19 protein-coding genes are annotated in these 26,128 nt (G+C 63.2%); 3 read left to right on the top strand and 16 right to left on the bottom strand.

The features are described 5' to 3' along the window. The first annotated feature begins 5 nt into the window (after window positions 1-5). Both VB618_RS12485 and VB618_RS12480 read left to right on the top strand, forming a co-directional pair. A complete protein-coding gene (locus VB618_RS12485; protein WP_329796992.1) occupies window positions 6-728 on the top strand; it encodes an ABC transporter ATP-binding protein in 723 nt (240 codons plus the stop codon). Beyond that, window positions 725-1,957, top strand: coding sequence for an ABC transporter permease (locus VB618_RS12480; protein ID WP_329796991.1), 1,233 nt, complete (start codon window positions 725-727; stop codon window positions 1,955-1,957). The genes VB618_RS12485 and VB618_RS12480 overlap by 4 nt, the downstream gene beginning before the upstream one ends. Before the next feature lie 237 nt (window positions 1,958-2,194). Here the strand turns inward: VB618_RS12480 and metH are convergent, their stop codons facing one another. The 6 genes from metH to VB618_RS12450 all read right to left on the bottom strand — a co-directional run bounded on the left by metH (window position 2,195) and on the right by VB618_RS12450 (window position 10,413). Then, window positions 2,195-5,950, bottom strand: coding sequence for a methionine synthase (gene metH, locus VB618_RS12475; RefSeq protein ID WP_329796989.1), 3,756 nt, complete (start codon window positions 5,948-5,950; stop codon window positions 2,195-2,197). Window positions 5,951-6,054: 104 nt separating this feature from the next. Continuing rightward, window positions 6,055-6,960 (bottom strand): methylenetetrahydrofolate reductase [NAD(P)H], encoded by a 906-nt coding sequence (metF, locus tag VB618_RS12470; RefSeq protein ID WP_329796988.1) that lies wholly within the window; start codon window positions 6,958-6,960, stop codon window positions 6,055-6,057. Beyond that, the gene (locus VB618_RS12465; RefSeq protein ID WP_329796987.1) at window positions 6,960-7,973 is read right to left on the bottom strand and encodes an ArsR/SmtB family transcription factor; all 1,014 of its coding nucleotides are present in this window, start codon (window positions 7,971-7,973) and stop codon (window positions 6,960-6,962) included. Before VB618_RS12465 ends, metF begins: the two co-directional genes overlap by 1 nt. Window positions 7,974-8,041: 68 nt before the next feature. Then, a complete protein-coding gene (locus tag VB618_RS12460) occupies window positions 8,042-8,374 on the bottom strand; it encodes an EamA family transporter (protein ID WP_329796986.1) in 333 nt (110 codons plus the stop codon). After that, entirely contained in the window at window positions 8,375-8,923 is a 549-nt protein-coding gene (locus VB618_RS12455) for an EamA family transporter (protein WP_329796985.1), read from the bottom strand. 11 nt (window positions 8,924-8,934) lie between these two features. Further along, window positions 8,935-10,413 carry an AMP nucleosidase gene (locus tag VB618_RS12450; protein ID WP_329796984.1) on the bottom strand — a complete coding sequence of 493 codons (1,479 nt, stop codon included), beginning with the start codon at window positions 10,411-10,413 and terminating at the stop codon, window positions 8,935-8,937. 297 nt (window positions 10,414-10,710) lie between these two features. On the opposite strand from VB618_RS12450, the gene VB618_RS12445 reads away from it, so the two are divergent. After that, on the top strand, window positions 10,711-10,953 hold the full coding sequence (locus VB618_RS12445; RefSeq protein WP_329796983.1) for a hypothetical protein: 243 nt from the start codon (window positions 10,711-10,713) through the stop codon (window positions 10,951-10,953). Between the two features lie 21 nt (window positions 10,954-10,974). On the opposite strand, the gene VB618_RS12440 is transcribed toward VB618_RS12445, so the two are convergent. The 10 genes from VB618_RS12440 to VB618_RS12395 form a co-directional block, all read right to left on the bottom strand. After that, window positions 10,975-11,661 (bottom strand): SDR family oxidoreductase, encoded by a 687-nt coding sequence (locus VB618_RS12440; protein ID WP_329796981.1) that lies wholly within the window; start codon window positions 11,659-11,661, stop codon window positions 10,975-10,977. Between the two features lie 5 nt (window positions 11,662-11,666). After that, window positions 11,667-13,319 carry an energy-dependent translational throttle protein EttA gene (gene ettA, locus VB618_RS12435; RefSeq protein WP_329796980.1) on the bottom strand — a complete coding sequence of 551 codons (1,653 nt, stop codon included), beginning with the start codon at window positions 13,317-13,319 and terminating at the stop codon, window positions 11,667-11,669. A gap of 206 nt (window positions 13,320-13,525) precedes the next feature. Next, window positions 13,526-14,869 carry an erythromycin esterase family protein gene (locus VB618_RS12430; RefSeq protein ID WP_329796979.1) on the bottom strand — a complete coding sequence of 448 codons (1,344 nt, stop codon included), beginning with the start codon at window positions 14,867-14,869 and terminating at the stop codon, window positions 13,526-13,528. A gap of 156 nt (window positions 14,870-15,025) precedes the next feature. Further along, window positions 15,026-17,341 (bottom strand): glycoside hydrolase family 113, encoded by a 2,316-nt coding sequence (locus VB618_RS12425; RefSeq protein WP_329796978.1) that lies wholly within the window; start codon window positions 17,339-17,341, stop codon window positions 15,026-15,028. A gap of 243 nt (window positions 17,342-17,584) precedes the next feature. Beyond that, entirely contained in the window at window positions 17,585-19,333 is a 1,749-nt protein-coding gene (locus VB618_RS12420) for a M14 family zinc carboxypeptidase (protein ID WP_329796977.1), read from the bottom strand. Beyond that, window positions 19,330-20,187 carry an ABC transporter permease gene (locus VB618_RS12415; protein WP_329796976.1) on the bottom strand — a complete coding sequence of 286 codons (858 nt, stop codon included), beginning with the start codon at window positions 20,185-20,187 and terminating at the stop codon, window positions 19,330-19,332. The genes VB618_RS12420 and VB618_RS12415 overlap by 4 nt, the downstream gene beginning before the upstream one ends. A gap of 5 nt (window positions 20,188-20,192) precedes the next feature. Beyond that, the gene (locus tag VB618_RS12410; protein WP_329796975.1) at window positions 20,193-21,113 is read right to left on the bottom strand and encodes an ABC transporter permease; all 921 of its coding nucleotides are present in this window, start codon (window positions 21,111-21,113) and stop codon (window positions 20,193-20,195) included. Between the two features lie 70 nt (window positions 21,114-21,183). Further along, complete coding sequence (locus VB618_RS12405) at window positions 21,184-22,710, bottom strand: ABC transporter substrate-binding protein (RefSeq protein ID WP_442931765.1); 1,527 nt, start codon at window positions 22,708-22,710, stop codon at window positions 21,184-21,186. Between the two features lie 30 nt (window positions 22,711-22,740). Beyond that, on the bottom strand, window positions 22,741-24,615 hold the full coding sequence (locus tag VB618_RS12400; RefSeq protein WP_329796974.1) for an ABC transporter ATP-binding protein: 1,875 nt from the start codon (window positions 24,613-24,615) through the stop codon (window positions 22,741-22,743). A 169-nt stretch (window positions 24,616-24,784) separates the two neighbouring features. After that, complete coding sequence (locus VB618_RS12395; RefSeq protein WP_329796973.1) at window positions 24,785-26,050, bottom strand: aminopeptidase; 1,266 nt, start codon at window positions 26,048-26,050, stop codon at window positions 24,785-24,787. Window positions 26,051-26,128: the final 78 nt, after the last annotated feature.

Below are 26,128 nucleotides of genomic sequence, written 5' to 3'. Positions count from 1 at the left end.
TCCCTGTGGCTCTCATCGAAACGCGCGATCTCAGCCGGGTCTACGACCTCGATGCCGGACGCGTCGTGGCGCTCGACAGCGTGTCCCTCGACATCGACCAGGGTGATTTCGTGGCTGTCATGGGACCTTCGGGTTCGGGCAAGTCCACTTTCATGAACCTGATCGGCTGCCTCGACCGGCCGACGGGCGGTCAGTACCGGCTCGCGGATACCGCCGTCGAGAGCCTCGATGCGGACGGTCTAGCGCGCCTGCGCAACCGCGAGATCGGCTTCGTGTTCCAGCAGTTCAACCTGCTGCCGCGCGTGGACGCCCTGGCCAATGTGGAACTGCCGATGATCTATGCGGGCTTCGACCGCAGGACCCGCCGCGAGCGCGCGCTGCAGGCGCTCGGTCGTGTCGGTCTCGCGGACCGCGCCCATCACCGCCCGATGCAATTGTCCGGCGGGCAGCAGCAGCGCGTGGCAATTGCCCGGGCGCTCGTCAACAGCCCGAGCCTCCTGCTCGCCGACGAGCCGACCGGCGCCCTGGACAGCCGCACGGCGAACGAGATCATGGCCCTGTTCCAGGAACTCAACCGCGAGGGCGTCACCATCGTGCTCGTGACGCACGATGCGGAGGTGGGGCGCCATGCACATCGTCTCGTCCGCTTCCGGGATGGTCGCGTGATCGAAGACCACCGCCAGACACCCGTCGATGCCCGAGATCTCGCGTCGGAGGCCGCCGAATGAGGCTGATCGAAGCCATCCGCTCCGCGCTCTCCGCCATCACGGCCAATGCCCTGCGCAGCCTGCTCACCATGCTGGGCATCGTGATCGGCGTGGCGGCCGTCATCGCCATGGTGGCGATCGGCTCCGGCGCGCGCAATCTCGTCGACCAGCAGATCCGCTCGCTCGGCGCCAATCTCGCCATCGTCACGCCCGGCAACGTGACACAGGGCGGGGCGCGACTCGGCGCGGGCGCGGCCTCCTCACTCACGGATGATGATGCCGAGGCCATTCGGCGCGAGATTGACGGTGTAGTGGCGGCAGCGCCCTTCGTCCAAGGTGGCGCGCAGGTGGTGGCCGGCGGCAGCAATTGGGGCACGCGGATTTACGGCGTCGATCTCGATTGGTTTTCTGCGCGCGAATGGGATGTCGCCTCTGGCCGCACCTTCGATCCAGAGGAGGTGCGCCGCGGCGACATCGTCATCCTCCTCGGGCAGACGGTGGCGCGTAACCTGTTTGGCGAGGACGACCCCGTCGATCAGATCGTGCGCGTGCGCAACGTGCCGTTCCGCGTCATCGGCGTGATGGCCTCGAAGGGACAATCGGCCTTCGGGCAGGACCAGGACGACGTGATCTTCGTGCCGCTTGATGCGGGCCGCCGCCGCGTGATCGGCCGCAATTATGCCAAGGACGGCTCCGTTGGTTCGATCTTCGTGAAGTTCGCCAACGAGAGCGACATAGAGCCCGGCATCGAGAGCATGACGGAGCTGCTGCGACAGCGCCATCGGATCACCGGCGAGCAGGAGGACGATTTCTCGATCCGCAACCTGACCGAGATCGCCAACACCGCGTCGGCTTCCGCCAACACATTGTCGATGCTGCTCGCGGCGGTCGCGGCCGTCTCGCTTCTCGTCGGCGGTATCGGCATCATGAACATCATGCTGGTCTCGGTGACCGAGCGCACCCGCGAGATCGGCCTGAGGCTTGCAGTCGGCGCGCGCCCGCGCGACATCCTCAGCCAGTTCCTCATCGAGGCGACGACGCTCTCCACCATAGGCGGCGCGCTCGGCATCGGCCTTGGCGTCGGTGCCGCCTATCTCGTGGCGCAACTCGCCGGCTGGCCCTCGCTCGTGTCGACGAACGCCATCCTCATGGCCGTGGGCTTCTCGGCGCTGGTCGGCATCTTCTTCGGGTTTTATCCGGCGCAACGCGCGGCAAAGCTCGATCCGATCGAGGCGCTGCGGCGTGAGTAGTTGTCAAAAAGACGTCATCCCGGACGGCACAGCCGATCCGGGATCGCAGGGCCAGTAGAGCAGTGTCATTCCGGGGCCGCGTAGCGGAGCCCGGAATCCACAACCGCTGACGGTGCAGACTGGAATGAGGTCGGGGTTATGGATTCCCGCCTTCGCGGAAATGACAGTATCGCGGTTTCAGCGCGTGCTCGTCCGACGATCCCGGGTTCTGCTGCGCAGCCCGGATGACAGCTAAAATCACTCCGCCGCCATCACCCGATAGCTCGCCGGATCGTAGTTGAGGATGGGGCCCAGCCAGCGCTCGACCTCCGTCACGCTCATGCCCTTGCGCTCCGCGTAATCCTCAACCTGATCGCGCTCGACCTTGGCGACGCCGAAGTAGTAGGACTGCGGATGCGACAGGTAGAGGCCCGACACGGACGAGCCCGGCCACATGGCGTAAGACTCCGTGAGGCTGACGCCGATGCGGCGCTCGGCCTCGAGCAGGCTGAACAGCGTCGCCTTCTCGGTATGATCGGGTTGCGCCGGATAGCCCGGAGCCGGGCGGATACCCTGGTATTCCTCGCCGATGAGTCCATCATTGCCGAGGTTCTCGTCCGACGCGTACCCCCAGAACTCCTTACGCACGCGCTGGTGCATGCGCTCGGCAAAAGCCTCCGCGATGCGGTCGGCCAGCGCCTTCACCATGATCGAGCGGTAATCGTCGTTGGCGCGCTCGAATCTCTCGGCGATGCGCACCTCCTCGATGCCGGAGGTGACGACGAAAGCGCCGATCCAGTCAGGCTTGCCGCTCTCGGCGGGAGCGACAAAATCGGACATGCAGACGTTCGGCTTGCCGTCGCGCTTGGAGAGCTGCTGGCGCAGGCCGTGGAAGGCGGCCAGCTTCTCTGTGCGGCTCTCACCGGTGAAAAGACGGATGTCGTCGCCCACCGCATTGGCGGGCCAGAAGCCGATGACCGCCTTCGGGTTGAACCAGCGCTCATCGACGAGCTGCTTGAGCATTTCTTGCGCGTCTTCCCAGAGCTGACGTGCCGCCTCACCCTGCTTCTCGTCTTCGAGGATCGCCGGGAAGCGACCCTTCAGTTCCCAGGTCTGGAAGAAAGGCGTCCAGTCGATATAGGGTACGAGCTCGCCCACATCGTAGCTGCGGAACACGCGCGCGCCGGTGAAGGTCGGCTTCGGCGGCTGATAGGAGGCCCAGTCGAAAGTCAGCTTGTTGGTGCGTGCCTTCTCGATGGGGAGACGCTGCTTGTCGGCTTCCGAGCGTGCATGCGCATCCGCGACCTTCCGGTACTCGGCCCGGAGCGTCTCAACGTAGCCGTCCTTCATGTCGGGGGAGAGCAGCGAGGACACGACGCCGACGGCGCGGCTCGCATCCGTCACGTAGACCGCCTGGCCCTTGTTGTAGTTCGGGTGGATCTTCACCGCCGTATGCACGCGGCTCGTGGTGGCGCCACCGATCAGCAGAGGGATCTCGAAGCCCTCTCGCTCCATCTCGCTCGCCACGTTCACCATCTCGTCGAGCGAGGGGGTGATGAGGCCCGAGAGCCCGATCACGTCCACCTTCTCCCGGCGTGCGGTATCCAGGATCTTCTGTGCCGACACCATGACGCCGAGGTCGATAACCTCGTAGTTGTTGCAGGCGAGGACCACGCCGACGATGTTCTTGCCGATGTCGTGCACATCGCCCTTCACGGTCGCCATCAGCACCTTGCCGGCCGTCGAACGCTCGCTTGTGCCATTGGCCTTCTTCTCGGCTTCCATGAATGGCATGAGGTAGGCAACCGCCTGCTTCATCACGCGGGCGGATTTCACCACCTGCGGCAGGAACATCTTTCCGGCGCCGAAGAGATCGCCCACCACGTTCATGCCGGCCATGAGCGGGCCTTCGATCACGTGCAGCGGACGTTCGACCGTTAGCCGCGCCTCTTCCGTATCCTGCTCGATGAACTCGGTGATGCCGTTCACGAGCGCATGCTCGATGCGCTTCCCGACAGGCCATGAGCGCCATTCGAGGTCGGCCGTTCTCACGGCACCGGCACCATCGCCCTTGAAGCGAGAAGCTGCTTCCAGCAGGCACTCCGTGGCGTCGGGGCGGCGGTTGAGCACCACGTCCTCGCACAGTTCGCGCAATTCCGGATCGATCTCGTCATAGACCGCGAGCTGGCCTGCGTTGACGATGCCCATATCCATGCCGAGCTTGATGGCGTGGAAGAGGAATACCGAGTGCATGGCCTCGCGCACGGGCTCGTTGCCGCGGAAGGAGAACGACAGGTTCGACACGCCACCCGAGATGTGGGCGTGCGGCAGCGTCTCGCGGATGATGCGGGTCGCCTCCAGGAAGTCGACGCCGTAGCCGTTATGCTCCTCGATGCCGGTCGCAACTGCGAACACGTTGGGGTCGAAGATGATGTCTTCCGGCGGGAAGCCCACCTGCTCGGTGAGAATTTTGTAGGCGCGGGTGCAGATTTCGACCTTGCGCTCCAGCGTATCCGCCTGGCCTTGCTCGTCGAAGGCCATCACCACGACGGCAGCCCCATACGCACGGCAGATCCGCGCCTGCTCGATAAAGGCCGCTTCGCCCTCCTTCATGGAGATCGAGTTCACGATGGCCTTGCCCTGAATGCACTTCAGGCCAGCCTCGATCACGTGGAACTTGGAGGAGTCGACCATCACCGGCACGCGGGCGATGTCGGGTTCGGCCGCCACGAGGTTGAGGAATTCCACCATGGCCTTCTCGGAATCGAGCAGGCCTTCGTCCATATTGACGTCGATGATCTGAGCGCCGTTCACCACCTGATCGCGCGCTACGTCAAGGGCGGCGGCGTAGTCGTTGTTGGTGATGAGCTTGCGGAATTTGGCAGAGCCGGTGACGTTCGTGCGCTCGCCCACGTTCACGAACGGAATATCTGAGGTCAGCGTGAACGGCTCGAGGCCCGACAGGCGCATGAGCGGCTGCATCTTGGGCACGCTGCGCGGTGCCTTGCCCGCGACGGCCTCCGCGATAGCGCGGATGTGCTCAGGCGTGGTGCCGCAGCAGCCGCCGACCACGTTCACGAGACCGGCATCGGCAAACTCCGCCAGCATGGAGGCCGTCGCCTCCGGACGCTCGTCGTAGAGGCCGAACTCGTTCGGCAGGCCGGCATTCGGATAAGCACAGACGAGGGTGTCGGCGACCCTGCCGATCTCCTGGACATGCGCGCGCATCTCACGCGCGCCGAGGGCGCAATTGAGGCCGATGGAGAACGGCTCCGCATGGCGCACGGAGTACCAGAAGGCCTCAGGGGTCTGCCCCGAGAGCGTGCGCCCGGACAGATCCGTGATCGTGCCCGAGATCATAACCGGCAGCTTCACGCCCTTCTCAGCAAAGACCTGCTGCGTGGCCACGATGGCAGCCTTGGCGTTGAGCGTGTCGAAGATGGTCTCGATCAGGATGATCTCGGAGCCGCCATCGACAAGTCCCCTCACCTGCTCGGCATAAGCCTCGCGCACCTGATCGAAGGTGACCGCGCGATAGCCGGGGTTGTTCACGTCGGGCGAAATGGAGAGTGTGCGGTTCGTCGGGCCCACGGCGCCAGCCACGAAACGGCGGCGGCCATCCTCCTTCTCGGCGATCAGCGCAGCCTCCCGGGCAAGACGCGCGCCATCGAAGTTCAGCTCGTAGACGATCTCCTCCATGCCGTAATCGGCCTGCGCAATGGAGGTACCGGAGAAGGTGTTGGTCTCGACGATGTCCGCGCCGGCGCGGAAGTAATCGAGATGCACGCTTCGCACTGCATCGGGCTGCGTGAGGATCAGGAGGTCGTTGTTGCCCTTGACGTCCTGCTTCCAATCCTTGAAGCGATCGCTCCGGAAGTCCTCTTCCGAGAAGCGCGAGTTCTGCAGCTCCGTGCCCATGGCCCCATCGAGAACGAGGATACACTTGGAGGCAGCTTCGCGAAGTGCCTTGAGCACTTCCGAACCATTGGCAGGGCGAGGATTGAACGCAGTCATTCGATTTGTTCTCTTTTCATCGCAGCAGATTTGGCTCGGCCGTCGATGCTGATGTCATTGGGCACATGCAAATGCCCGGCGAGTGGCCGGGCATGGAATGGACTTTAGGCCGCAGCCTTCAAGCCCTGGTCGCGCAATCCAAGCAGATGGCAGATGGCATAGACCAGATCGGCGCGGTTCATGGTGTAGAAGTGGAACTCGTTGACGCCGCGATCGACGAGGTCGATCACTTGCTCGGCTGCAACGGCTGCGGCCACGAGCTTGCGGGTCTCGACATCAGTTTCGAGGTCCTCAAACCGGGCGGCCAGCCAAGCGGGCACGCTCGCGCCGGTCTTCGAGGCGAAACTCGCCGTCTGCTTGAAGTTCTGCACCGGCACGATGCCGGGCACGATCGGGATGTCGATGCCACGGGCGCGCACGCGGTCGAGAAACCGGAAGTAGTGATCGTTATCGAAGAAGAACTGCGTGATGGCGCGATCCGCGCCGCAATCCACCTTGGCCTGCAACGCGTCGATATCCGCATCCAGCGATGACGCTTCGGGGTGCTTTTCCGGATAAGCGGAAACCGACACCTCGAAATCGCCGATGGCCTTGATGCCGGCCACCAGATCGCAGGTCTGCCGGTAGCCGCCTGGATGAGCTTCGTACGCCGTGCCAATGCCACCCACCGGATCGCCACGCAGTGCCACGATGTGGCGCACGCCGGCATCCCAATAGGAACGCACGACATCGTCCACCTCTGCCTTCGTGGCCGCCACGCAGGTGAGATGCGCTGCAGGCTTCAGGTCTGTTTCCTGTACGAGGCGGGACACCGTGGCGTGAGTGCGCTCCCGAGTGGAGCCGCCTGCGCCGTAAGTCACTGAGACGAATTGCGGGTTAAGAGGAGCAAGACGCTGGATGGATGACCACAGGGTGGCTTCCATCTCCGGCGTCTTCGGCGGGAAGAACTCGAAGGAGACCTTGATCGGACGGGAGGCCTGCCGGCTGGGGCGAAGGGTGAGCGGTGACATCAGGCGACCTCTCTGTCGGGTTCATTCAAGGGCCAATCCGCCAACACGCGGCGATCCTGGCCAAGCCAAAGGGATACGGTCAGATGCTCGTCGCCCTTCTTGGGCGGAGCGATCTCCCGGTTAAGCGTGCAGTCGAGCCCGGCCTCGTCGAGCCAGCCGGCAACCTGGGCCGGGGCAAAGCCAAGGCGGCGGTGAGCCTGGGCTTCGCGCAGGAACTCGAGGCTATGGGGCGCAAAATCCACCACGAGGATGCGCCCGCCCGGAGCCACAAGGCGTGCCGCCTCGCGGATCGCCCGGGCCGGATCGTCGAGGTAGTGCAGGACCTGATGGATGACGACGAGGTCGAAGGTGTCGCGCGGAAACGGCGGAGCATAAATGTCGCCCTGGCGCAGCTCGATCCCGCGCAGGCCGGATTTTTCCAGATTGGCGCGGGCGACCGAGAGCATGGCATGGCTGGCATCGAGGCCGACCGTCCTTAAGGCGCGTGGCGCCAGCAGCTGCAGCATGCGGCCAGTGCCGGTGCCGAGATCGACGAGGTTGCGGATCGAGCGCGTGCCCAGGGCGTCGAGCACGGCGGCCTCAACCACCGTTTCAGGCGCATGGAGGGAGCGGATCCTGTCCCATTCGGGGGCCAGGCGCGAGAAGAAGGCCTGTGCCGCCTGGGACCGCTGGGCGCGCACCCCCTGGAGCCGGGTGCGGTCCTCCAACAGCTGCGGATCGGAGCGGTCGAGGCTCTCCAGGGTCGGGCGGATGATGCGCAGGGCCACGCCTCGGTCGGTGAGCCGGAAGAAGGCCCAGGCGCCCTCCCGGTGCCGCTCCACGAGACCGGCCTCGACCAAGAGCTTGAGGTGGCGGGAGATGCGGGGTTGGGACTGTCCCAGGATGTCGGTGAGGTCGGAAACGGAGAGCTCGCCCTCCGTCAAAAGGGCCAGGATCCGCAGGCGCGTCTCTTCCGCGGCGGCCCGCAGGACGTCCACGGTCAGGTTCAGCGATGGAGACGGGGTGTCAGGCACGGCCAAATCTCGCTCTTACATATAAAGATATGTTTATATCTTTTTCGGCGTATGTGCAAGCAGAGGCGTTAGGACTTTTCTCTGCGGACCTTCGCGCGCCCTGACAGGACAACCAGCATGAAGACCGCTCCGGCGACGAACCAGGCGGAGAGCGCAATGTCCTCTTGGTTGAGAACGGACGCGATCAGCAGGGTGATGAAGGTCTGCAGGAGCTGGACTTGGGCGACATGGGCGATGCCACCGATGGCGAGCCCCGCGTTCCAGGCGAAGAAGCCGAGATACTGGCTCATCAGGGCAACATAGGCGAAGCCGATCCAGCTCCTGGCCGGAACCGATTCCAGGTTCGCCGGCATGGTCCAGAGCGCCACCGGGATCGTGACCGGCAGGGCAACGACCAACACTCAGGAGATCACCTCCCAGCCCGGGAGGCCAGCGCGGGCGAGCTTGCCGGAGAGCACATAGCCAAGAGCCGACGACAGGGCAGCCCCAAAGAGAAACACATCCCCCTGCCCCAGCTGGCCACCACCCTGGTGCAGGGTGAAGCCGATCACCAGGGCCGCACCGGCCAAGGCCGCCAGCCAGAAGGCCGGGCTCGGGCGCTCGCCAGCGATCAGGGTGCTGATGGCCGAGGTGGCGAGCGGCAGGATGCCGAGCACCACGCCGCCGTGGGAGGCGGGCACGCTCTGCATGGCAAGCGCCGTGAAGCCGGGGAAGCCCGCAACGAGGCACAGGGCGACGAGACCCAAGGTGCCGGCCTGCCGCCACGACGGCCAGCACTTGCGGAGCAAGAGCAAGGTCGCCAAGGCTAGAAGTCCCGCGAGCGCCGCTCGGCCCGTCGTGATGAAGAGCGGGCTCAAATGCTCGACGGCAATATGCGTGAAGGGCAGCGTGCCGGCGAAGATGCACACGCCGACGAAGCCCAGGAGCAGGCCGAGGGTTTCGCGGGACATTCAGGGAGAGCTTACCGGAACGGCGGCTCGTCGAAGCTGCGGAGCTTGCGCGAATGGAGGGAGGTGCGCTGCCCCCTGAGAATGTCGAGGGCCGCCAAGCCGATCATGAGATGCTCGCTCACGGCGCGCTCATAGAAGGCGTTGGCCGCGCCCGGCAGCTTGATCTCCCCGTGCAGAGGCTTGTCCGACACGCAGAGCAGGGTTCCGTAGGGCACGCGCAGACGATAGCCCTGGGCCGCGATGGTGCCGCTCTCCATATCGACCGCGATGGCGCGGGACAGGTTGATCTGGCGCCGCTCCTGGCTCCAGCGCAGCTCCCAGTTCCGGTCGTCATAGGTCACGACCGTGCCGGTGCGCAGGCGCCGCTTCAGTTCCTCGCCCTTCTCGCCCGTCACCTGGACGGCCGCCTCCTGCAGGGCGACCTGGATCTCGGCGAGCGCCGGGATCGGGATTTCCGGCGGCACCGCGCCGTCGAGGATGTGGTCGCGCCGGAGATAGCCGTGGGCCAGCACGTAGTCGCCGATGGATTGCGACTGGCGCAGGCCGCCGCAATGGCCGACCATGAGCCAGCAATGGGGACGCAGCACGGCCAAATGATCCGTGATGTTCTTCGCGTTCGACGGACCGACGCCGATATTGACCAGGCTGACGCCCTGCCCGTCCTTGCGCATGAGGTGGTAGGCCGGCATCTGGAAGCGGTGCCAGGGCGAGGAGCCGATCAGATCCTCGACGGTCGTCTCGTCCAATCCCCGCTCGATGCTGACGCCGCCCGGCAGGACGAGCCGCGTATAGGGCCCATTCTCGTCGGCGAGCTCCTTCACGGCCCAGCGGATGAACTGGTCCACATAGCGATGATAGTTGGTGAGCAGGATCCAGGGCTGGACGCAGCGCCAGTCGCTGCCGGTGTAGTGCACCAGACGGCGCAGGGAATAATCCACCCGGGCCGCATCGAACAACGCCAGCGGCCGCGCCTCGTTCTCATGGAAATTCCAGGTGCCGTCGGCAATCTCGTCACCGACCTTGGCCAGAAGCGGTGTCGGGAAATGCTGGGCAAGCTCGGAGGCGGAATGCGCGCCCCGGCCCAACTCGTCGCCCCGCTCGAACACGTAAGGATAGGGGATCTCCTGGTCACTGACCCCGACCTCGATGGTGGCGCCGTAATCGCGCACGAGGAAATTCAGCTGCTCCAGCAGGTAGTTCCGGTAGAATGTGGGCTGGGTGATGGTCGTGGCATAGACCCCCGGCCCCTGGAACTTGGCATAGGCGCGCTGCTTGATCGGCGGCACCGAGGCAGCCCGGTAGTCCAGGCGCAGTTCCGGATAGCGGAAGCGGGAACGTTCGAGGGGCGTGGGGGCCGTGCCGGTGGCGAAGAAATGCTCCAGCGCATGGCGTTGCGCCTCGATGGCGCTGTCATGGAGCTGGATAAGTCGCTCGACGGCTTCTTCAGGCGTGGCAACGGATTCGAAGCTGGAAATGTTGTCGACTGGCACGGAACGTCTTCTTTCTTCTATCTCGTGCCTCAAGGGTCATACACTGTTTCGTCGAAGAACCCAACTCCCTTTCAAAAAGCACGCCGGATCACAGTTGCCGCGAGACATGGACTGCATCCGCGCATCAACCGGCTTTCCGCGCCGTACACGGCGCTCACGGCTACGCACTGCCCAGGAGCTATCCATCAGGTGAAGTTCCCTCATTCGGGATACTGGCGTAGAATTGAGCCTTGGGGGCAAAACTCTTGATGTCTTCTGCACAGAGCCGGGTGCTCTCGCGGAAAAGGAAGGCATACAATGCTTCGCACAGTTAGTCTCGTTCTCGCCTTCAGCCTGGCCACAGCTGCACCAGCCTTCGCCCGCCGGTGTCCGATGGACATGGCTGCCATCGATAAGGCCATGCAGACGGCGCAGCTCTCGGCGGCTGATCGGCAAAGGGTCATGAGCCTGCGCCAGAGAGGGGAGGAAGCCCACAAGGCCGGCAACCATCCCGAGTCGGAGAGGCTCCTCGATGAGGCCAAAACGATCCTGAAGATCTAATGATCTGCATTGGGACCGGCTTCAGAACGGAAGCCGGTCTCCCTGCCAGTCGAAGAAGCCGCCGCTGTCCTCAAGCGCAACCCTGTCGATGAGCGCGACCAGACCGGCAGCGCTGTCCTGCACGGAGATGTCGGCGCCAGCGCCACCCATATCCGTTTGCACCCATCCGGGATGCACAGACACCGCAACGATCCCTTCGGAGCGCAGATCCGTCGCGAGCCCCTGCATCACCTTGTTCACGGCAGCCTTGGACGCGCGATAGGCGATGCGGTCGGACTTGGCGTGGGACATCGAGCCCATGCGGCTGCTGATGGTGACGATCTTGGCGGCTTTCGCGCGCCTCAGGTGAGGCAGGAAGGCCTGGGCAACGCGCAGAGGGCCGAGGGTGTTCACGTTCAGGGTTTCGAGAAACCCATCGAAATCCATGTCGAGGGTTGATTGCGGCTGCGGGCCGATGATGCCTGCATTGTTGACGAGAACATCGACAGGTTCCTCGACCTGTGTCGCGGCCTTTCGGATCGAGGCCTCGTCCCGCACGTCCAGGAAGAGCATTCTGAGCTGTCCGCCTGCCAGGAAATCGGCCCACTCGGCCGAGACGCTGCCTTCATGGCGAACCGTTCCGATTACCCGCTCGCCACGATGCAAGAGAACGCGGGCGAGCTCCCGCCCGATCCCGCGTCCCATGCCTGTGATGAGGGTAGTCCCCACGGAAACTACCGCGAGAACTTCTTGTACTTGATCCGGTGCGGGATCGTGGAGTCCGTGCCGAGGCGGCGCTTCTTGTCCTCCTCGTAATCGGCGAAGTTGCCCTCGAACCATTCCACATGGCTGTCGCCCTCGAAGGCCAGGATGTGGGTGGCGATGCGGTCGAGGAACCAGCGGTCGTGCGAGATGATCACGGCGCAGCCCGCGTAATCCTCCAGAGCCTCTTCCAGCGCGCGCAGGGTATCGACATCGAGGTCGTTGGTCGGCTCGTCGAGGAGGAGCACATTCGAGCCCGACTTCAGGATCTTGGCGAGGTGCACGCGGTTGCGCTCGCCGCCCGAGAGCACACCGACCTTCTTCTGCTGGTCGGAGCCCTTGAAGTTGAACGCGCCGCAATAGGCGCGGGCGTTGATCTCGCGCTTGCCGAGATAGAGGATCTCGTTGCCGCCGGAGATTTCCTCGTAGAGGGTCTTGTTGGCATCGAGCGAGTCGCGGCTCTGGTCGACGTAGCCGAGCTTCACGCTCTCGCCGATCTTGATGCCGCCCTCGTCCGGCTGCTCCTGGCCGGTGATCATGCGGAACAGGGTCGTCTTACCGGCGCCGTTCGGGCCGATGACCCCGACGATGCCGCCCGGCGGCAGCTTGAAGGACAGGCCGTCGATCAGAAGCTTGTCATCAAAGGCCTTCTTGAGATTGTCGAACTCGATGACGTTATTGCCCAGGCGCTCGGCGATGGGAATGATGATCTGTGCAGTCGTCGGGCCCTTCTCGTTGGCCTTGGCCACGAGATCATCATAGCGCTGGATACGCGCCTTCGACTTGGCCTGGCGGGCCTTGGGCGAGGCCGACACCCACTCGCGCTCGCGCTCGATGGTGCGCTTGTGAGCCTCGTCCTCACGCCCCTCCTGCTCGAGGCGCTTCTGCTTCTGCGTCAGCCAGGACGAGTAATTGCCCTCGTACGGTATGCCCTTGCCACGGTCGAGCTCGAGGATCCAGCCGGTGACGTTGTCGAGGAAGTAGCGGTCGTGGGTGACGATCAGGATCGCGCCGGGATAGCTGCGCAGGTGGCCCTCAAGCCAGCCGGTGGTCTCGGCGTCCAGATGGTTGGTGGGCTCGTCGAGCAGCAGCAGTTCGGGTTGCTCCAGGAGCAGCTTGCACAGGGCCACGCGGCGGCGCTCGCCGCCCGAGAGCTTGTCCACGGACCAATCGTCCGGCGGGCAACGCAGGGCGTCCATGGCCTGGTCGACCTGGGAGTCGAGATCCCACAGGCCCTTAGCCTCGATCTCGTCCTGGAGACGGGTCATCTCGTCCGCCGTCTCCTCGGAATAGTTCATGGCGAGCTCGTTGTAGCGGTCGAGGATCGCCTTCTTGGCGGCCACGCCCTCCATGACGTTCTCGCGCACGTTCTTCGACGGATCGAGCTGGGGCTCCTGGGGCAGGTAGCCGACGCGGGCGCCATCGGCCACCCAGCCTTCGCCGTTCCAGTCCGTATCGGTGCCGGCCATGATGCGCAAAAGCGTCGACTTACCGGCGCCGTTGACGCCGAGCACGCCGATCTTGGCGTCCGGGTAGAATGAGAGATGGACGTTGTCCAAAACCTTCTTGCCGCCCGAATAGATCTTGGTGAGGCCACGCATGTGGTAGATGAATTGACGGGACACTTAAAAAAGCCCTGCTTGATCGAGATGTGAATGGAGTTGGCCGTCAGTTAGCAGGGGCGGACGACCGGGGCAAGGCGCGGGAGTGTCGCCTTCGGAGATGGTCATCCCGGGGCCGCAGCGCGGAGCCGGGATCGTAGGCCGAAAATGGCACCTCATCCTGCCCCCGATCCCGGATCGGCCTTGCCACGCGGGATGACGTATTTTGGTTACAAACCGAACGGGTAGGTCTCCGGCATGCCCTTGCCGTGGGCATGGGTCAGCGGCGTGACGGCCTTGGTCTCCTCCAACCAGACGAAGGCGTCGAACTGCTCGGCGAGGACCGCCTCGAAATAGTGGCTGTAGAGCTCCGTCTCCGGCCGGTAGATCACGCCGACGGCCCGCTCCAGGCGCGGCCGGGAGAGAACCTCGGTGAGGGCGGCTTGGCCGTTCTCGCGCCAGTCGGTGAGGAAGCAGCTTAAGGCCGTATCGCGGAAGATCCGCTCATGGCTGTCCGGCCGGGCTGGGCGGACGCTCTTCACCTGCATCGGCTCGTCCCAATCATCGGCGGCTGCCACGGTGCCGCGATCCGTGCCAAAGCCGATGAGCACGGCCTCATCACGATAGGTCTTGCGGCAGAGCTCGCCGATGTTGAACTCGCCCTGCCAGCCCATGGCCGTGGCGGCGGCGTTGCCGATATGGGAGTTGTGCGCCCACACAACGGCCTTTGCATTGTCGCGCCGCGCGAGCAGGCTTTGCAGGGTCTCGAACATGTGCCGGTCGCGCAGGTTCCAGGACTCCGTCGCGCCCTCGTACATGATCCGATAATAGTGCTCGGCCGCATGGACGATCTTGGCATTCTGCACCGCGTCGAAGAAGGCTTCGCCGCCATCCGCCTGGAGATACTCCATCCGCTTGTCCAGTATCTCCTGCAACTGATTCAGCAAGACCTCGTCGCAGGGCTTCTTCTGACCTGTGAGAACCGCACGGCCATAGCGGGCCGGATCCGATTGCCAGGGGCTCAGGCAGCCGTAGCGCCCCCTCGCATCCTTCGCGGCCTCTGGATCGACCTTGTCGAGATAGTCGAGAACGGAGCGGATGGACCCATTCAGGCTGTAGACGTCGAGCCCGCGAAACTCAGCCCGCTCATCCTCGGCCAAGTCCTTGTTGTGCTCGCGCATCCAGTTGACGAAATCGGCCACCTCCTCGTTGCGCCACATCCAGGTGGGGAAGCGCTCGAAGGCCGCGTCGTCGCCGTCGGGAACAGGGCGATGGCGCACATAAGCGTCAATGCGCGCCGCATCGGGCCAGTCGGCCTCGACGGCCACGATAGAAAAGCCGTGATGCTCGATCAGGCGCTTCGTGATGGCAGCGCGGGCGCGGTAGAATTCTGATGTGCCGTGCGTGGCCTCGCCTAAGAGCACAACCTTGGCATCGGCAAAGCGGTCGAACATGGCGCCGAAAGCCTCTTCATCTGCAATCGCTGGCAGAGGCTCCCCATGCTCACGCACGAGATCGATAGCCTCCTTGACCGAGGCTTCGTTCTCGTTCCGCTTCCAGGACAACCGGGCCATGGCTGCATCTCCTGCAAGGCCGGGCAGATTGTCCGGCTCCGCCAGAGAACGACAGCAGGACTCGGCTTGTTCCAGGCGATGGGATTGACTGTCGCCTGAAATGAAGACGGCCGGAGATCTTCTCTCCGGCCGTCTTCACTTAAAAATTTTAGGCTCTTACCAGAACCAAATGTCGTCGCGTTGCAGGGTGGAGGCTTTAAAATTCTTCAGGGTCAAGACATCGCCGCTGCCGAAATCAATGACGGTGTTGCTGCCAACCTGCTTCACCAGTTTCCTGAAGATCTGCATGACCTCTGCATCGGTGTTGCCGCTGCCGATGCCGGTTCCGTTCATGTTGCCTTGAATGATCAGCTGATCGCCTTGCTTGAGCTTGAAGTCGTAGATGACGTCCTTGCCCATGCCGTCGCCGACGACAAACTTATCCCAACCTTTACCGCCCCAGAGCTTGTCTGTCCCGCCACCCGGGATCAGGACGTCATCGCCGGCTCCGCCCCACATCTGGTCGTTACCGAACCAGCCCTCAACAACGTCTTTGCCGTCACCGCCGTAGAGCTTGTCGTCACCCTCATTGCCCTCAACGTTGTCGTCCCCGCTACCGCCATTGACGAGGTCGTTACCCTCTCCGCCGCTGAGCTGGTCGTTGTCGGCTTCGCCATAGAGCTTGTCATGGCCTGTGCCGCCGTTGGCGACATCATAGCCGGCGCCGCCGCGCAGGAGGTCGGTGCCGGCATCACCATTAAGCATGTCGTCGCCGTTCTCGCCCCGGAGGTGGTCGTTATCAGCGCCTCCAGAGACGATGTCGCTGTTATCGCCGCCATAGATCCGATCGGCTCCGCTGCCGCCTTCGAGGTAGTCGTCTCCGGCATTGCCGTAGACAACGTCATTGCCCGTGCCGCCATCGACCGTGTCGTTGCCGAGACCGCCGCTCAGCCGATCACTGCCGCCAAGGCCGAGGACGGTATCGTCGCCTGCCAGGGCATTGATGACGTTCGCTTTGCTGGTCCCGGTGATGGTGTCGTCACCAGCCGTCGGCTTGATCGAGGGGCCGGATTCAGCCGTGAAGGTGAACCAGTTCGCGTTCGGAGCGTCTGTCGTCAGGATCGTCAGGCTGCCGCCATCCGGGAATCGGACGATATAGCCGCCATTGGTTTGCACGATCTGGAGGTCGTCGAACCCGGCCGCCCCCGCATTGATCAGGCGGATCTTGTCGCCTTGTGCAGACCGGAAGTCGGTGATGGTGTCGGCACCGTCGCCGCTGGTATAGACGAAGAAGTCTCCGCCTTGGCCGCCCGTCAGGGTGTCGGCTCCGGCACCGCCTGCGATGGTGTCATGGTTGAACCCGCCCGCGAGTCTGTCAGCCGCAGTCGTGCCATCGAGCTTGAGACCGGCGACCGATTGCGGATTCTTGAAGTACTGCTCCACGATGGCATCGGAGAGCTTGCCGTCGGTTCCATAGCCGACGTCAGGAGCTGGGTTTGGCTGATTGGCATCGTAGTTCCAGAGCCAGTAGCCGCCCATCCAGCCTTCATCGGCGCGATCGGTGATGATCTTGTAGAAAGCCTTGAACATGTTCAGCTGTTCGGGCTCGTCGATGAAATTGTCCTCTCCCCATTCCCACGGCGAGGTGTTGTTGAGGTTCATGCTGCGGAAGCCGGTTTCCGTGAAGATCAGCTTCTTGCCGAACTGCTGGGCGACCTGCTTCAAGGCATCCATCGCGGACATGTTCTGTCCGAATTTATTGATGATGGGCGTGCTCGTGCTGGAGACTTGAGACGGCTTGGTCCAGCCATCGACAAGTTGCTGCACGGTCGGATTCGCATTGTTGCTCGTGAAGGCGATGTAAGGATTGGCTCCCATGTAATCGAGCTGATCCCAGAACTCGACGTGAAGCGCTTCCGTCCAAGTTGCCGCGTAGGTGAGCTTGATGTCAGAGCCTACCTCGTTGCGGACGGAAGTGATGATGTCCCGCCAATACGCGGTGTATTGAGGCTGCGTCATGCTCTCGCATTCATTGCCGATGGCGAAGGCAGTGACGCCTTCCGCCTTCGCAAGCCTGGCATAGTGCAGCACGGCTTCCTTGTACGAAGCGAACCATGCGTCGGCCCATACCTTGGCCTGAGCCGGCGTAGATCCTGCGGGCGGTCCGATGAGGGCATTCCAATCATCGTTCTGCATGTTCACATGCAGCTTGAAGATCACCTCCAGGCCACGGTCCTGCGCCGCTTTGATCGCAACTCTGATGGAGGCATCGCTCTCGGTCCGCGGAGCACTATCGGTATTATGACCGCCAGCATCACCATTGTCGCGATAGACGCGGGTGGAGGTCAGTGAATCCATATAAACAGTCGGCACGATCACGACCTGGGAAGCACCATCACCGGCAATGAGGTCGAGATTGGCGCTTTGGTTTCTGTAATTGCCGTCCCACCAAGACGGAAGGCTCTCCGCCTGAAAATCAAAAAGCTTGGCCATATCGTCTGCCCCTATGACTCACAAAATTCGCTTATTCTGCGATATACCGTTTCATTACAATATAACGAAGAAGGGAGCAAGCAGAGCCAGGACGTGAGGATTAATCCGCCACGCTTTATTATTTTGAACTATTAATAAGACTTTAATCCTGAGAACAAGGACAGGTGAATAATCGTCTCTCTATGTAATCATCCGGGCGTCTGATCCGTTGACAGTGACCTTCAGGCAGGCAGCGATGAAGCCTTAAGCAACAGCACTCATCAGCGTATCGAAAGCCTCTTCGGCAGCAATGACAGTCGCCATCTGCACCGTGTGCGCGAAGCGATAGGCCTCGCCGTAGATCGTCTCGTCCGGGAATTCCGTAATCAGTGTCAGCGGACTCGGGTGCCTTTCGTCGGCCGTGATCAGGCAAGGGATCTCGTTGATGATCTCATAAGGTGTGCCGCCGGAATGGATCGAGCAGATCTCGATCTGGCGGCGGTTGAACTCGGCTAGGCCGGGAACGGCCGACAGACCCGTGGTGACAGCCTCAATCAGGGTTCTGGCCGTCTCGGCCCAGGCAGGATGGTGCCTCATGATCAGGAAGAAGCCTTTCGGGATAGTCCAGAGCTCGAAGCCACGCGGCAGATAGCCGGTGAATGGCCTGGTCCATTCATGAGCAGGATAACCATGAAGATTGAGGTGCAACTGCGCGCCCGAAAGGGCCAAGGCCTGGTTGCGGGCGCCGATCTCATAAAGAGGTTCGCTGCCTCCATGTTCCAGATCGTTGCCGAGCGATGTGTAGCGCGCGGCGTGATGCATGTGGCGTGGGCTGCCCTCGCAGAGGCGGCCATGCAGCGCATAGCCGTCCGGGTTCTCGACCGGGATGTAGGCGATGTTCGCCTCCGGGTTGGCGAGAAGCCGGCGCACCGCCCGCAAAGTTCCGACAGGGGCCGAGGTCTCGTTGGCGTGCTGCCCGCTCGTGACGAGAACGGCCGGGCGTGAGCCGGGACGATAGGTGCCGCGCACCGGGCGCCCCTCGCGGGAGACACCCTCGAAGGTTTCTCCCGGAAGCTCCGCCAGCTCGCGGTGGATCTGAGCAAGGGACGGTGCGGCTTCCGCCAATTCGATATCCTGCTCCGGCTGGACCGGATCGGACGGCGTGCCGAAGGCGCGCAGCGTCACGCGAACCTCCGCATCGCCTTCGCCTGCGCGGATGTCCGGCACGATCTGGCCCGGCTGCAGGCCCCGATCTTCAGGTGGGCGGCCCGAGCGGTGCTTGAAAAACTCGAGGATCGAGAAATAGAAATCCTCGTGCAGCGCCTCGCGGGTGCTCATAACCTCATCGCCGTAATCGAGCGGGCGCTCAATGCCGGGCATGGCGACATCGATGGCAAGCGTTTCGGCATAGGGCTCAGCCTCTGGCCAGTCGTGAGCCATGACAGCCGCCATCACCTTGTGAAAAACCTGCTCGATCTCAGTCTCAAGCGGCTCATCCAGGTCGGGACCTCCATCGGCACGCCCTGTCAGCTTCAGCCAGCCGGTCGGGGTGAGGTCGACCTGATCGAGATGGTTGGCGCGCAGGCGGTTGGGCGCGAAGACCTCATGCTCCGCGACGCTCCCATCGGCATATTCGAGCGTGATCTGGTAGGTCAGATCGGCTTCGCCGAGCTCAAAGCGGGTCTCGATGCCCTCCAACAGGGCAGCCAGAGGATAGGCCTCGGAGAGGAAGCGCAGACGGTCGGCCTTTTCGTGCACGGGATAGCGCACAATCGCCCGGATGGTGCCCGCCATGTCGAACTCTTCCAGGAAGGCATGCACGAGCGGCTTGTAGGCGCTGCGCAGGCGGGCGTGAATTCCAACATCGGCCAACATGCGCTCGGCATCGCGCCGCGCCGCCTCGTCCTCGAACAGCCAGGCCTCAATGATCACGCCGCGATAGTCGTCCCTCGCCCATTCGCGCACGAGAACGTCGAGAGTGCGCGGAACCCGTTCGTCGAGCAAAATCGTCATTTCGAGGTCTGTCCTGTCGGGTCGAGAAAATCGCGCAGCCAGTCGCCGAGAAGGTTCAGGCCGAGCACGGTGAACATGATGGCAAGCCCGGGAAACACGCTGACCCACCAGGCGGTCTGGAGATAGGTGCGCCCGTCGGCCAGCATGCCGCCCCAACTCGGAATGAGTGGATCAACACCGAGGCCGAGGAAGGTCAGGCTGCTTTCGAGCAGGATGTTGTTGGCCACCTGCAGGGTCATCAGGATGATGATGGGGCCGAGCACGTTGGGCAGGATGTGCGTAAAGATGATGCGCCCGTTGCCGACCCCGATGGCACGGGCAGAAAGAATGAACTCCCGCTCCCGCAGCGACAGCACGGAGCCACGCACGAGGCGGGCATATTGCACCCATTGGGTGGCGATCATCACAAGGATGACCTTGTCGATGCCCGCACCCAGGATGGCCAGGAACATGATCGCGACGAGGATGAAGGGCAGCGCGAGCTGAATGTCGACGAAGCGCATCAGGAGCATCTCGGCGATGCCGCGATAATAACCCGCCACCAGGCCGACGAGAGTGCCGATGGTGACGGCGCCGAGCACAGAAAGAACGCCGACCATGAGGGAGATCTTGCCGCCCACAGCGACGCGAGCCAGCACATCGCGGCCAAGCGGGTCGGTGCCGAGGATATGCCCCCAGCTCTGGAAGGGCGGAATGAGCCTCGCCATGAGATCCATGCCCTCGCCTCCATCCGGAAACAGCACGGGAGAGAGCAGCACGACCAGGGAGATGCCGCCTGCGAAGAGGATGCCGAGGACAAGCTCGAGCGACTTGAACCACGAGCGCGACGAGGAGACAGCCTGAGCCGTTGCCATAGGCTTCACTCCGTCCGAATGCGCGGATCGATCAGCCCGTAGGCTATATCGATCAGAAGGTTGATGAGAATGATGAAGAGCGCCAGCACCGTGATGGTGCCCTGGAGCACCGGGTAATCGCGGTTGGAGATGGCGTCGAACGCGAGCGTACCCATGCCGGGCCAGTTGAACACCCTCTCCACGATCACGATGCCGCCGATGAGGCCGCCGAACTGCAGGCCGATATAGGTGACGAGCGGAATGGCCGAGTTGCGCAGGGCGTGCTTGTAGAGCACCACGCGGTCGCGCAGGCCCTTGGAGCGCGCCACCATGATGTATTGCTGCGACAGCGTCTCCAGCATCGATGTGCGCACGAGGCGCACGTTGGTGGCGGTGAGAATGACCGCCATGGTCAGCGCCGGCATGACGAAGCTCTCGGGCCCCTCCATGCCGCTCGGCGGCAGAATTCCGAGGACGATGGAGAACAGGAGCACCAGCATGATGGCGAGCCAGAAATTCGGAAACGACAGGCCGACCAGCGACAGGATGCGGATCATCTGATCCTGCCAGCGGCCGCGATGCACTGCGGCGTAGATGCCGAGCGGGACGGACAGGAGGATGGACGTAATCAGCGAGGCGAAGGCCAGCAGGAGCGTTGCGGGCAGCGCGCGAGCGATAAGCATGGAGACAGGCGTGCCGCCCATGAAGCTCCTGCCGAAATCGCCCGTCAGGATGCCTTGAAGAAAGCTGAAATACTGGACGAAGAACGGCCGCTCGAGGCCCAACGCCTGCCGGATGTTCTGCAGGTCCTGTTCGGTGACGCTGCCGGCGCCGACCATCATGACGGCAGGATCGCCCGACAATCTGATCGCGAAGGAGACGATCAGGGTAACGGCGAGAACCACGAAAATAGCTTGCAGCAATCGTTTGAAAATAAAGCCCGCCACAGGGATTCCTTCTTTACTGGAACAGGCCCTGCTTTCGCAGGGCCTGTTCGATGGTGACGAGGGCTCGCGCTTACTCGACCGTCACAGCGTTGAAGCGGAAGCGCAGGTCCGCCGGCGGAACGAAGTTCTTCACCCGCTTGTTCACGCCCATCACGGTGTTCTGGTTGTAGAGCGGGATCTCAAGCGCCTGATCGGCCACATAGCGCGCGACCTCCTGGAGGATCTTCTCGCGCTCCTTGACGTCATAGATGGTGCGCTGCTTCTCGAGCAAGGCATTGAGCTTGGGATCGTTGTCGTACGGGTTCCACTTCTCGCCCGAGTGATACATCAGGTAAGCGGTGTTGTCGTAGTCGAAGGTCCAACCGCCCCAGGCATTGTGCCAGGCTTCGCCGGTCTTGCCGTTGGGGATGATGTCGTTGAGCAAAACCGGAGGCTCGTGCGGCTGGAGCGAAGGCTTGAGGCCCAACGCCTGGAAGTAGCCGGCTGCTGCCTGTGCGACCTCACGGAAGGTGGCGTCATTGCCGCGGAAGTCGATGCGGACCGGAGCGCCGGCCGGGACATTCGCCTGCTGCAGCATCTGCTTCGCCTTGGCAAGATCGAAGGGCAGCGGCTTCATGGCCGGGTCGTTGCCGAACGAAAGCTCGGACTGGAAGCTCGCAATCGACTTGCCATGGCCGAGCAGCACCGCCTTGATGATCGCCTCCCGGTCCACTGCCATGGTGAGGGCCTTGCGGACGTTCACGTCCTTGGTGATGCCCTCCTTGGTATTGAGGCGCAGGGACACGACCGTCGGGCCCGTGATGCTGACCAGAGTGGCGTTAGGACTCTTCTCCACCGTCGGTGCAAGGCCGAAGGGAATGAGCGTCGCGATGTCGATGCGGCCGGCCTGGAGCTCGGCAACTTGCGTGTTGGCTTCAGGAATGAAGCGGGTCACGACCTTGTCCAGCTTCGGCGCGCCACCCCAATGCTCGGGGAACGCCTCAAGCACCAGGTTCACCTTCGGGGTGTATTCCACGAACTTGAACGGGCCGGTGCCGACCGGGTTCATGTTGAAATGGGCGTCGCCCTTCTCCTGGATGTATTTCGGCGGCACGATCATGCCGCCGTAGCCGGCGAGCTTGGTCAGCAGCACGGGGTCGGGCTGCTTCATGATGAAGTCGACGGTATAGGGGTCAACGATCTCCACCTTGGAGATGGAGTTGTAGTTCGACTGCTGCGGCCCCTTCTTGCCTTCCTCGCCCAGCAGGCGGTCGAAGGTGAACTTCACGGCCTCGGCGTTGAAGGGTTCGCCGTTGTGGAACTTCACGTTCTGGCGCAGCTTGAAGCGGATGCGGCTGTTGTTGTCGAGGAACTCCCAGGATGTCGCCAGGGCCGGCTGGAGCTTCATGTCCGGGCCGCGCGAAGTCAGACCATCATAGATGTTGTTGGCGGCCGACGACCACGGCACGAGGAAGCTGTCGATCGGGTCCCAGCTGCCCGGATCGATCGTCGTTGCAACCGTGATGGTGCCCGCCGCCTGCGCACCGGGTGCCATAAGCGGCACCAGAGCCGTGGCGACGGTGAAACCGAGCGCTTTCAGTGTTGTCGAAAACTTCATCTTGTATTGTCTCCCTCTGGAAAATTTTTCTTACGCTGCACCACGAAGCGAATCCGCCTCGATGGCAACCCAATGTCCCGGCCCGACCTCGCGCATGCGATGGATGGCGGGCTCCTGCCCGACCGGGCGCACGGGGCTCGGGATCTCGCCCTCGATCCGCACGCTCGCACGCTCGCGCTGCGGATCGGCGATAGGGACCGCTGCAAGCAGCTTGCGGGTATAGGAATGCTGCGGGTTCTCGAAGATCGCCTGCCGCGACCCGAGTTCGACGATCTGGCCGAGATACATCACGGCGACGCGGTGGCTGATCTTTTCCACTATGGCCATGTCGTGGGTGATGAACAGATAGGACAGCCGCCGCTTCTCCTGCAGCTCCATGAGCAGATTGATGATCTGCGCCTGGATCGACACGTCGAGAGCGGACACGGACTCGTCCGCGATGATGAGCTTAGGATTGCTGGCGAGCGCCCGCGCAATGGAGATGCGCTGGCGCTGGCCGCCGGAGAATTCATGCGGATAGCGTTTGGCATGCTGCGGCAGAAGCCCGACCTGCTCGAGCAATTCCTGCACGCGCCGCTCGCGCGCCCTGGAATCCTTGATCAGCCCGTGAACGATGATGGGCTCGGCGATGCTGTAGCCCACCGTATGGCGCGGATCGAGGGAGGCGAAGGGATCCTGGAAGATGTACTGGATTTCCTGCCGCAGGCGGCGACGCTCGCCTTGGCTCATCGCAGCCATGTCGCGCCCGTCGAAGCGCACCGTGCCGCCCGTGGGTTCGACGAGCTGCTGCAAAGTGCGTCCGATGGTGGACTTGCCGCTGCCGGATTCGCCCACCAGTGCCAGCGTCTCGCCGGGATAGATGTCGAAGTTCACTTCTTCCACCGCATGCACCCGGTGCGTCACGCGGCCAAAGAATGTTTTACCTACATCGAAGCGCGTGGTGAGCTTCTCCACCTGGAGAATGGGCTTCGTGTAATCGGCCGTGTTCTGCTCATGCGTGCCGCCGACGGGCTTGGCCACATCGCCGTCCATCACCATCACAGGCGTGCGTTTCGGCAGCGGTTGGCCCTTGAGGGCACCTAAGCGTGGCACGGCGGAGAGCAGCGCGCGGGTGTAGGGGTGCTGCGGCGCGGCGAAGATATCGCGCACCGGCGCTTGCTCCACCTTCTCGCCCTTCCACATCACTACCACGTCATCGGCCATCTCGGCCACCACGCCCATATCGTGCGTAATGAAGATGACGGCCGTGCCCATCTCGGCTTGCAGGTCGCGGATGATGTTGAGGATCTGCGCCTGGATCGTGACATCCAAAGCCGTTGTCGGTTCGTCGGCGATGAGGAGCTTGGGGTTGCACGCCAGCGCCATGGCGATCATCACGCGCTGGCGCATGCCGCCGGAGAGCTGGTGCGGATAGCGGTCGAGCAGCCTGTCCGCATCCGGCAGGCGCACCTTCTGCAGCAGGTCTCTGGCCCGCAGCCGCGCCTCGCGCCCGTTCAGGCCCTGATGCAGGATCAGGGTTTCGGCGATCTGGTTGCCGACAGTGAAAACCGGATTGAGCGATGTCATCGGCTCCTGGAAAATCATCGCGATGTCGTTGCCGCGGATCTCCCGGAGACTGGTGTCTGAGGCCTTGACGAGATCGATGGCCTCGCCGCCGTCAGGGCGGAACAGCACCTGCCCGCCCGTGATGCGCCCGCCCGTGTAATCCGTCAGGCGCATGATCGCGAGCGAAGTGACGGACTTGCCCGACCCCGATTCGCCGACGACCGCCAGGGTCTTGCCTGGCTGCACATCGAAGCTGACTTCCTTGACGGCTTTGAAAGGCCCCTGCCCCGTGCCGAACTCCACCGAGAGGGAGCGGACCGACAGGAGAGCTTCAGATTGACGATTGGCTGTGTCCGACATCCATCCACGCTCTTGAGACAGCACCGGCCCGACAATCGATCGGACCGGAACCTCTTTGATACCTGTAATCCATCCCAGCCGCGATGCCGATACGTCAAGCACCGTTTGCGTCAGGTCAGGCAATCGCCTGGATCATAGATCCAGCGCGGCGAAAAGCGCGAGTCTTTTGTTACGAAGTCACCCATTCGCCGCCGCGCATGAGCGGCTCGGCCCTGTCGTCCTGTGTGATACCATCCACGTCCACCTGATCGGAGCCGATCATCCAGTCGATATGGATAAGGCTCTTGTTAGAGCCGCGGGATGTCAGCTCGTCCTCGCTCATGGCGCCGCCGCCCCGGATGCACTTGCTGTAGGCCTGTCCCAGGGCGATGTGGCTCGATGCATTCTCGTCGAACAGGGTGTTGAAAAAGAGCAGTCCGCTCTGCGAGATCGGCGAGGAATAGGGCACCAGGGCCACCTCGCCGAGGCGACGGGCGCCCTCATCAGTGTCGAGCACCTTGTTCAGCACGGCCTCGCCGGTGCGCGCCTTGCTCTCGACGATGCGCCCGCCCGCGAACCGCACCTGAATGTCCTGAATCAGGGTGCCGTTGTAGGAGAGCGGCTTGGTGCTCGTCACCGTCCCGTCCACGCGGTCCTTGTGGGGCGTGGTGAAGACCTCCTCGGTGGGGATGTTGGCGTTGCACACGAGACCGTTCTTTGCCGTCGTCGAGCCGCCGTTCCACTCGTGGCCGTCTGCGAGACCGACGCGCAGGTCGGTGCCGGGGCCACGGAAATGGAGCGCCGCATAGTTCTTCTCGTTCAGCATCCGCGTGCGAGTCTGCAGGGCCGCATTGTGCTTCTCCCAAGACGCGATGGGATCGGGCGTGTCGATGCGGGACGCCGAGAAGATCGCCTGCCATAGCTTGGCCAGCGCCACCTCGTCCGAGTCTTCCGGGAACACGGTCTTGGCCCAGGCCAGCGTTGCGGCAGCCACGATGGTCCAGTTGATGTCGAAGCCCGCGATCATGTTGAGCGCCGGCATGTAGGCCTTCGAGCGGGCCCGGTTGGCACGGGAGACCTTGTCCGGATTCTCCTGGGCGAGAAGCGACGGATCCTCACCCACGATGGCAAGCCGGGCGGCATTCTTTTTATAGGCCTCCGCCATGCCCTCGTAGAGCCAAGCCGGAGCCGTGTCGAAACCCTCGTCCCGACCATGCCGGAAGCGCGACAAGGTGCTCTCCTCGTCGGAAAAGATCGTAGTAACGAGGGAGGCGCCGGCCCTGTAGGCATGCTCCGTGATGCGCCGGACGAGCGCCACGGCATCGAGCGGCGCCGTCAGAACCAGTTCCTGCCCCGGCTTCAGCCCAAGCCCAACCCGGACGGCGACCTCGGCCATGCGGTCGAGAAGCTGGGCATGGGAGGCGGCGTTAGGCAAATTTCGGACTTGTTCGTTCATGATGTTCGTCTCTCAGGACTGAAAAGATGATTGGAGAGGCTACACGGCCTTGCCGCTCGTGCAACCTCACTGGGCTGG

Source organism: Microvirga sp. CF3062 (assembly GCF_036314045.1).
GTDB lineage: Bacteria > Pseudomonadota > Alphaproteobacteria > Rhizobiales > Beijerinckiaceae > Microvirga.
The sequence above is the reverse complement of the archived record's forward strand: the minus strand, read 5'-3'. Positions and strand labels throughout refer to the sequence as shown.

Coding starts and splice junctions, on each gene's coding strand:
- VB618_RS12480 (WP_329796991.1), top strand. CDS start 725: ATGAGGCTGATCGAAGCCATCCGCTCCGCGCTCTCCGCCATCACGGCC.
- metH (WP_329796989.1), bottom strand. CDS start 5,950: ATGACTGCGTTCAATCCTCGCCCTGCCAATGGTTCGGAAGTGCTCAAG.
- metF (WP_329796988.1), bottom strand. CDS start 6,960: ATGTCACCGCTCACCCTTCGCCCCAGCCGGCAGGCCTCCCGTCCGATC.
- VB618_RS12455 (WP_329796985.1), bottom strand. CDS start 8,923: ATGTCCCGCGAAACCCTCGGCCTGCTCCTGGGCTTCGTCGGCGTGTGC.
- VB618_RS12445 (WP_329796983.1), top strand. CDS start 10,711: ATGCTTCGCACAGTTAGTCTCGTTCTCGCCTTCAGCCTGGCCACAGCT.
- VB618_RS12430 (WP_329796979.1), bottom strand. CDS start 14,869: ATGGCCCGGTTGTCCTGGAAGCGGAACGAGAACGAAGCCTCGGTCAAG.
- VB618_RS12425 (WP_329796978.1), bottom strand. CDS start 17,341: ATGGCCAAGCTTTTTGATTTTCAGGCGGAGAGCCTTCCGTCTTGGTGG.
- VB618_RS12420 (WP_329796977.1), bottom strand. CDS start 19,333: ATGACGATTTTGCTCGACGAACGGGTTCCGCGCACTCTCGACGTTCTC.
- VB618_RS12415 (WP_329796976.1), bottom strand. CDS start 20,187: ATGGCAACGGCTCAGGCTGTCTCCTCGTCGCGCTCGTGGTTCAAGTCG.
- VB618_RS12405 (WP_442931765.1), bottom strand. CDS start 22,710: ATGAAGTTTTCGACAACACTGAAAGCGCTCGGTTTCACCGTCGCCACG.
- VB618_RS12400 (WP_329796974.1), bottom strand. CDS start 24,615: ATGTCGGACACAGCCAATCGTCAATCTGAAGCTCTCCTGTCGGTCCGC.
- VB618_RS12395 (WP_329796973.1), bottom strand. CDS start 26,050: ATGAACGAACAAGTCCGAAATTTGCCTAACGCCGCCTCCCATGCCCAG.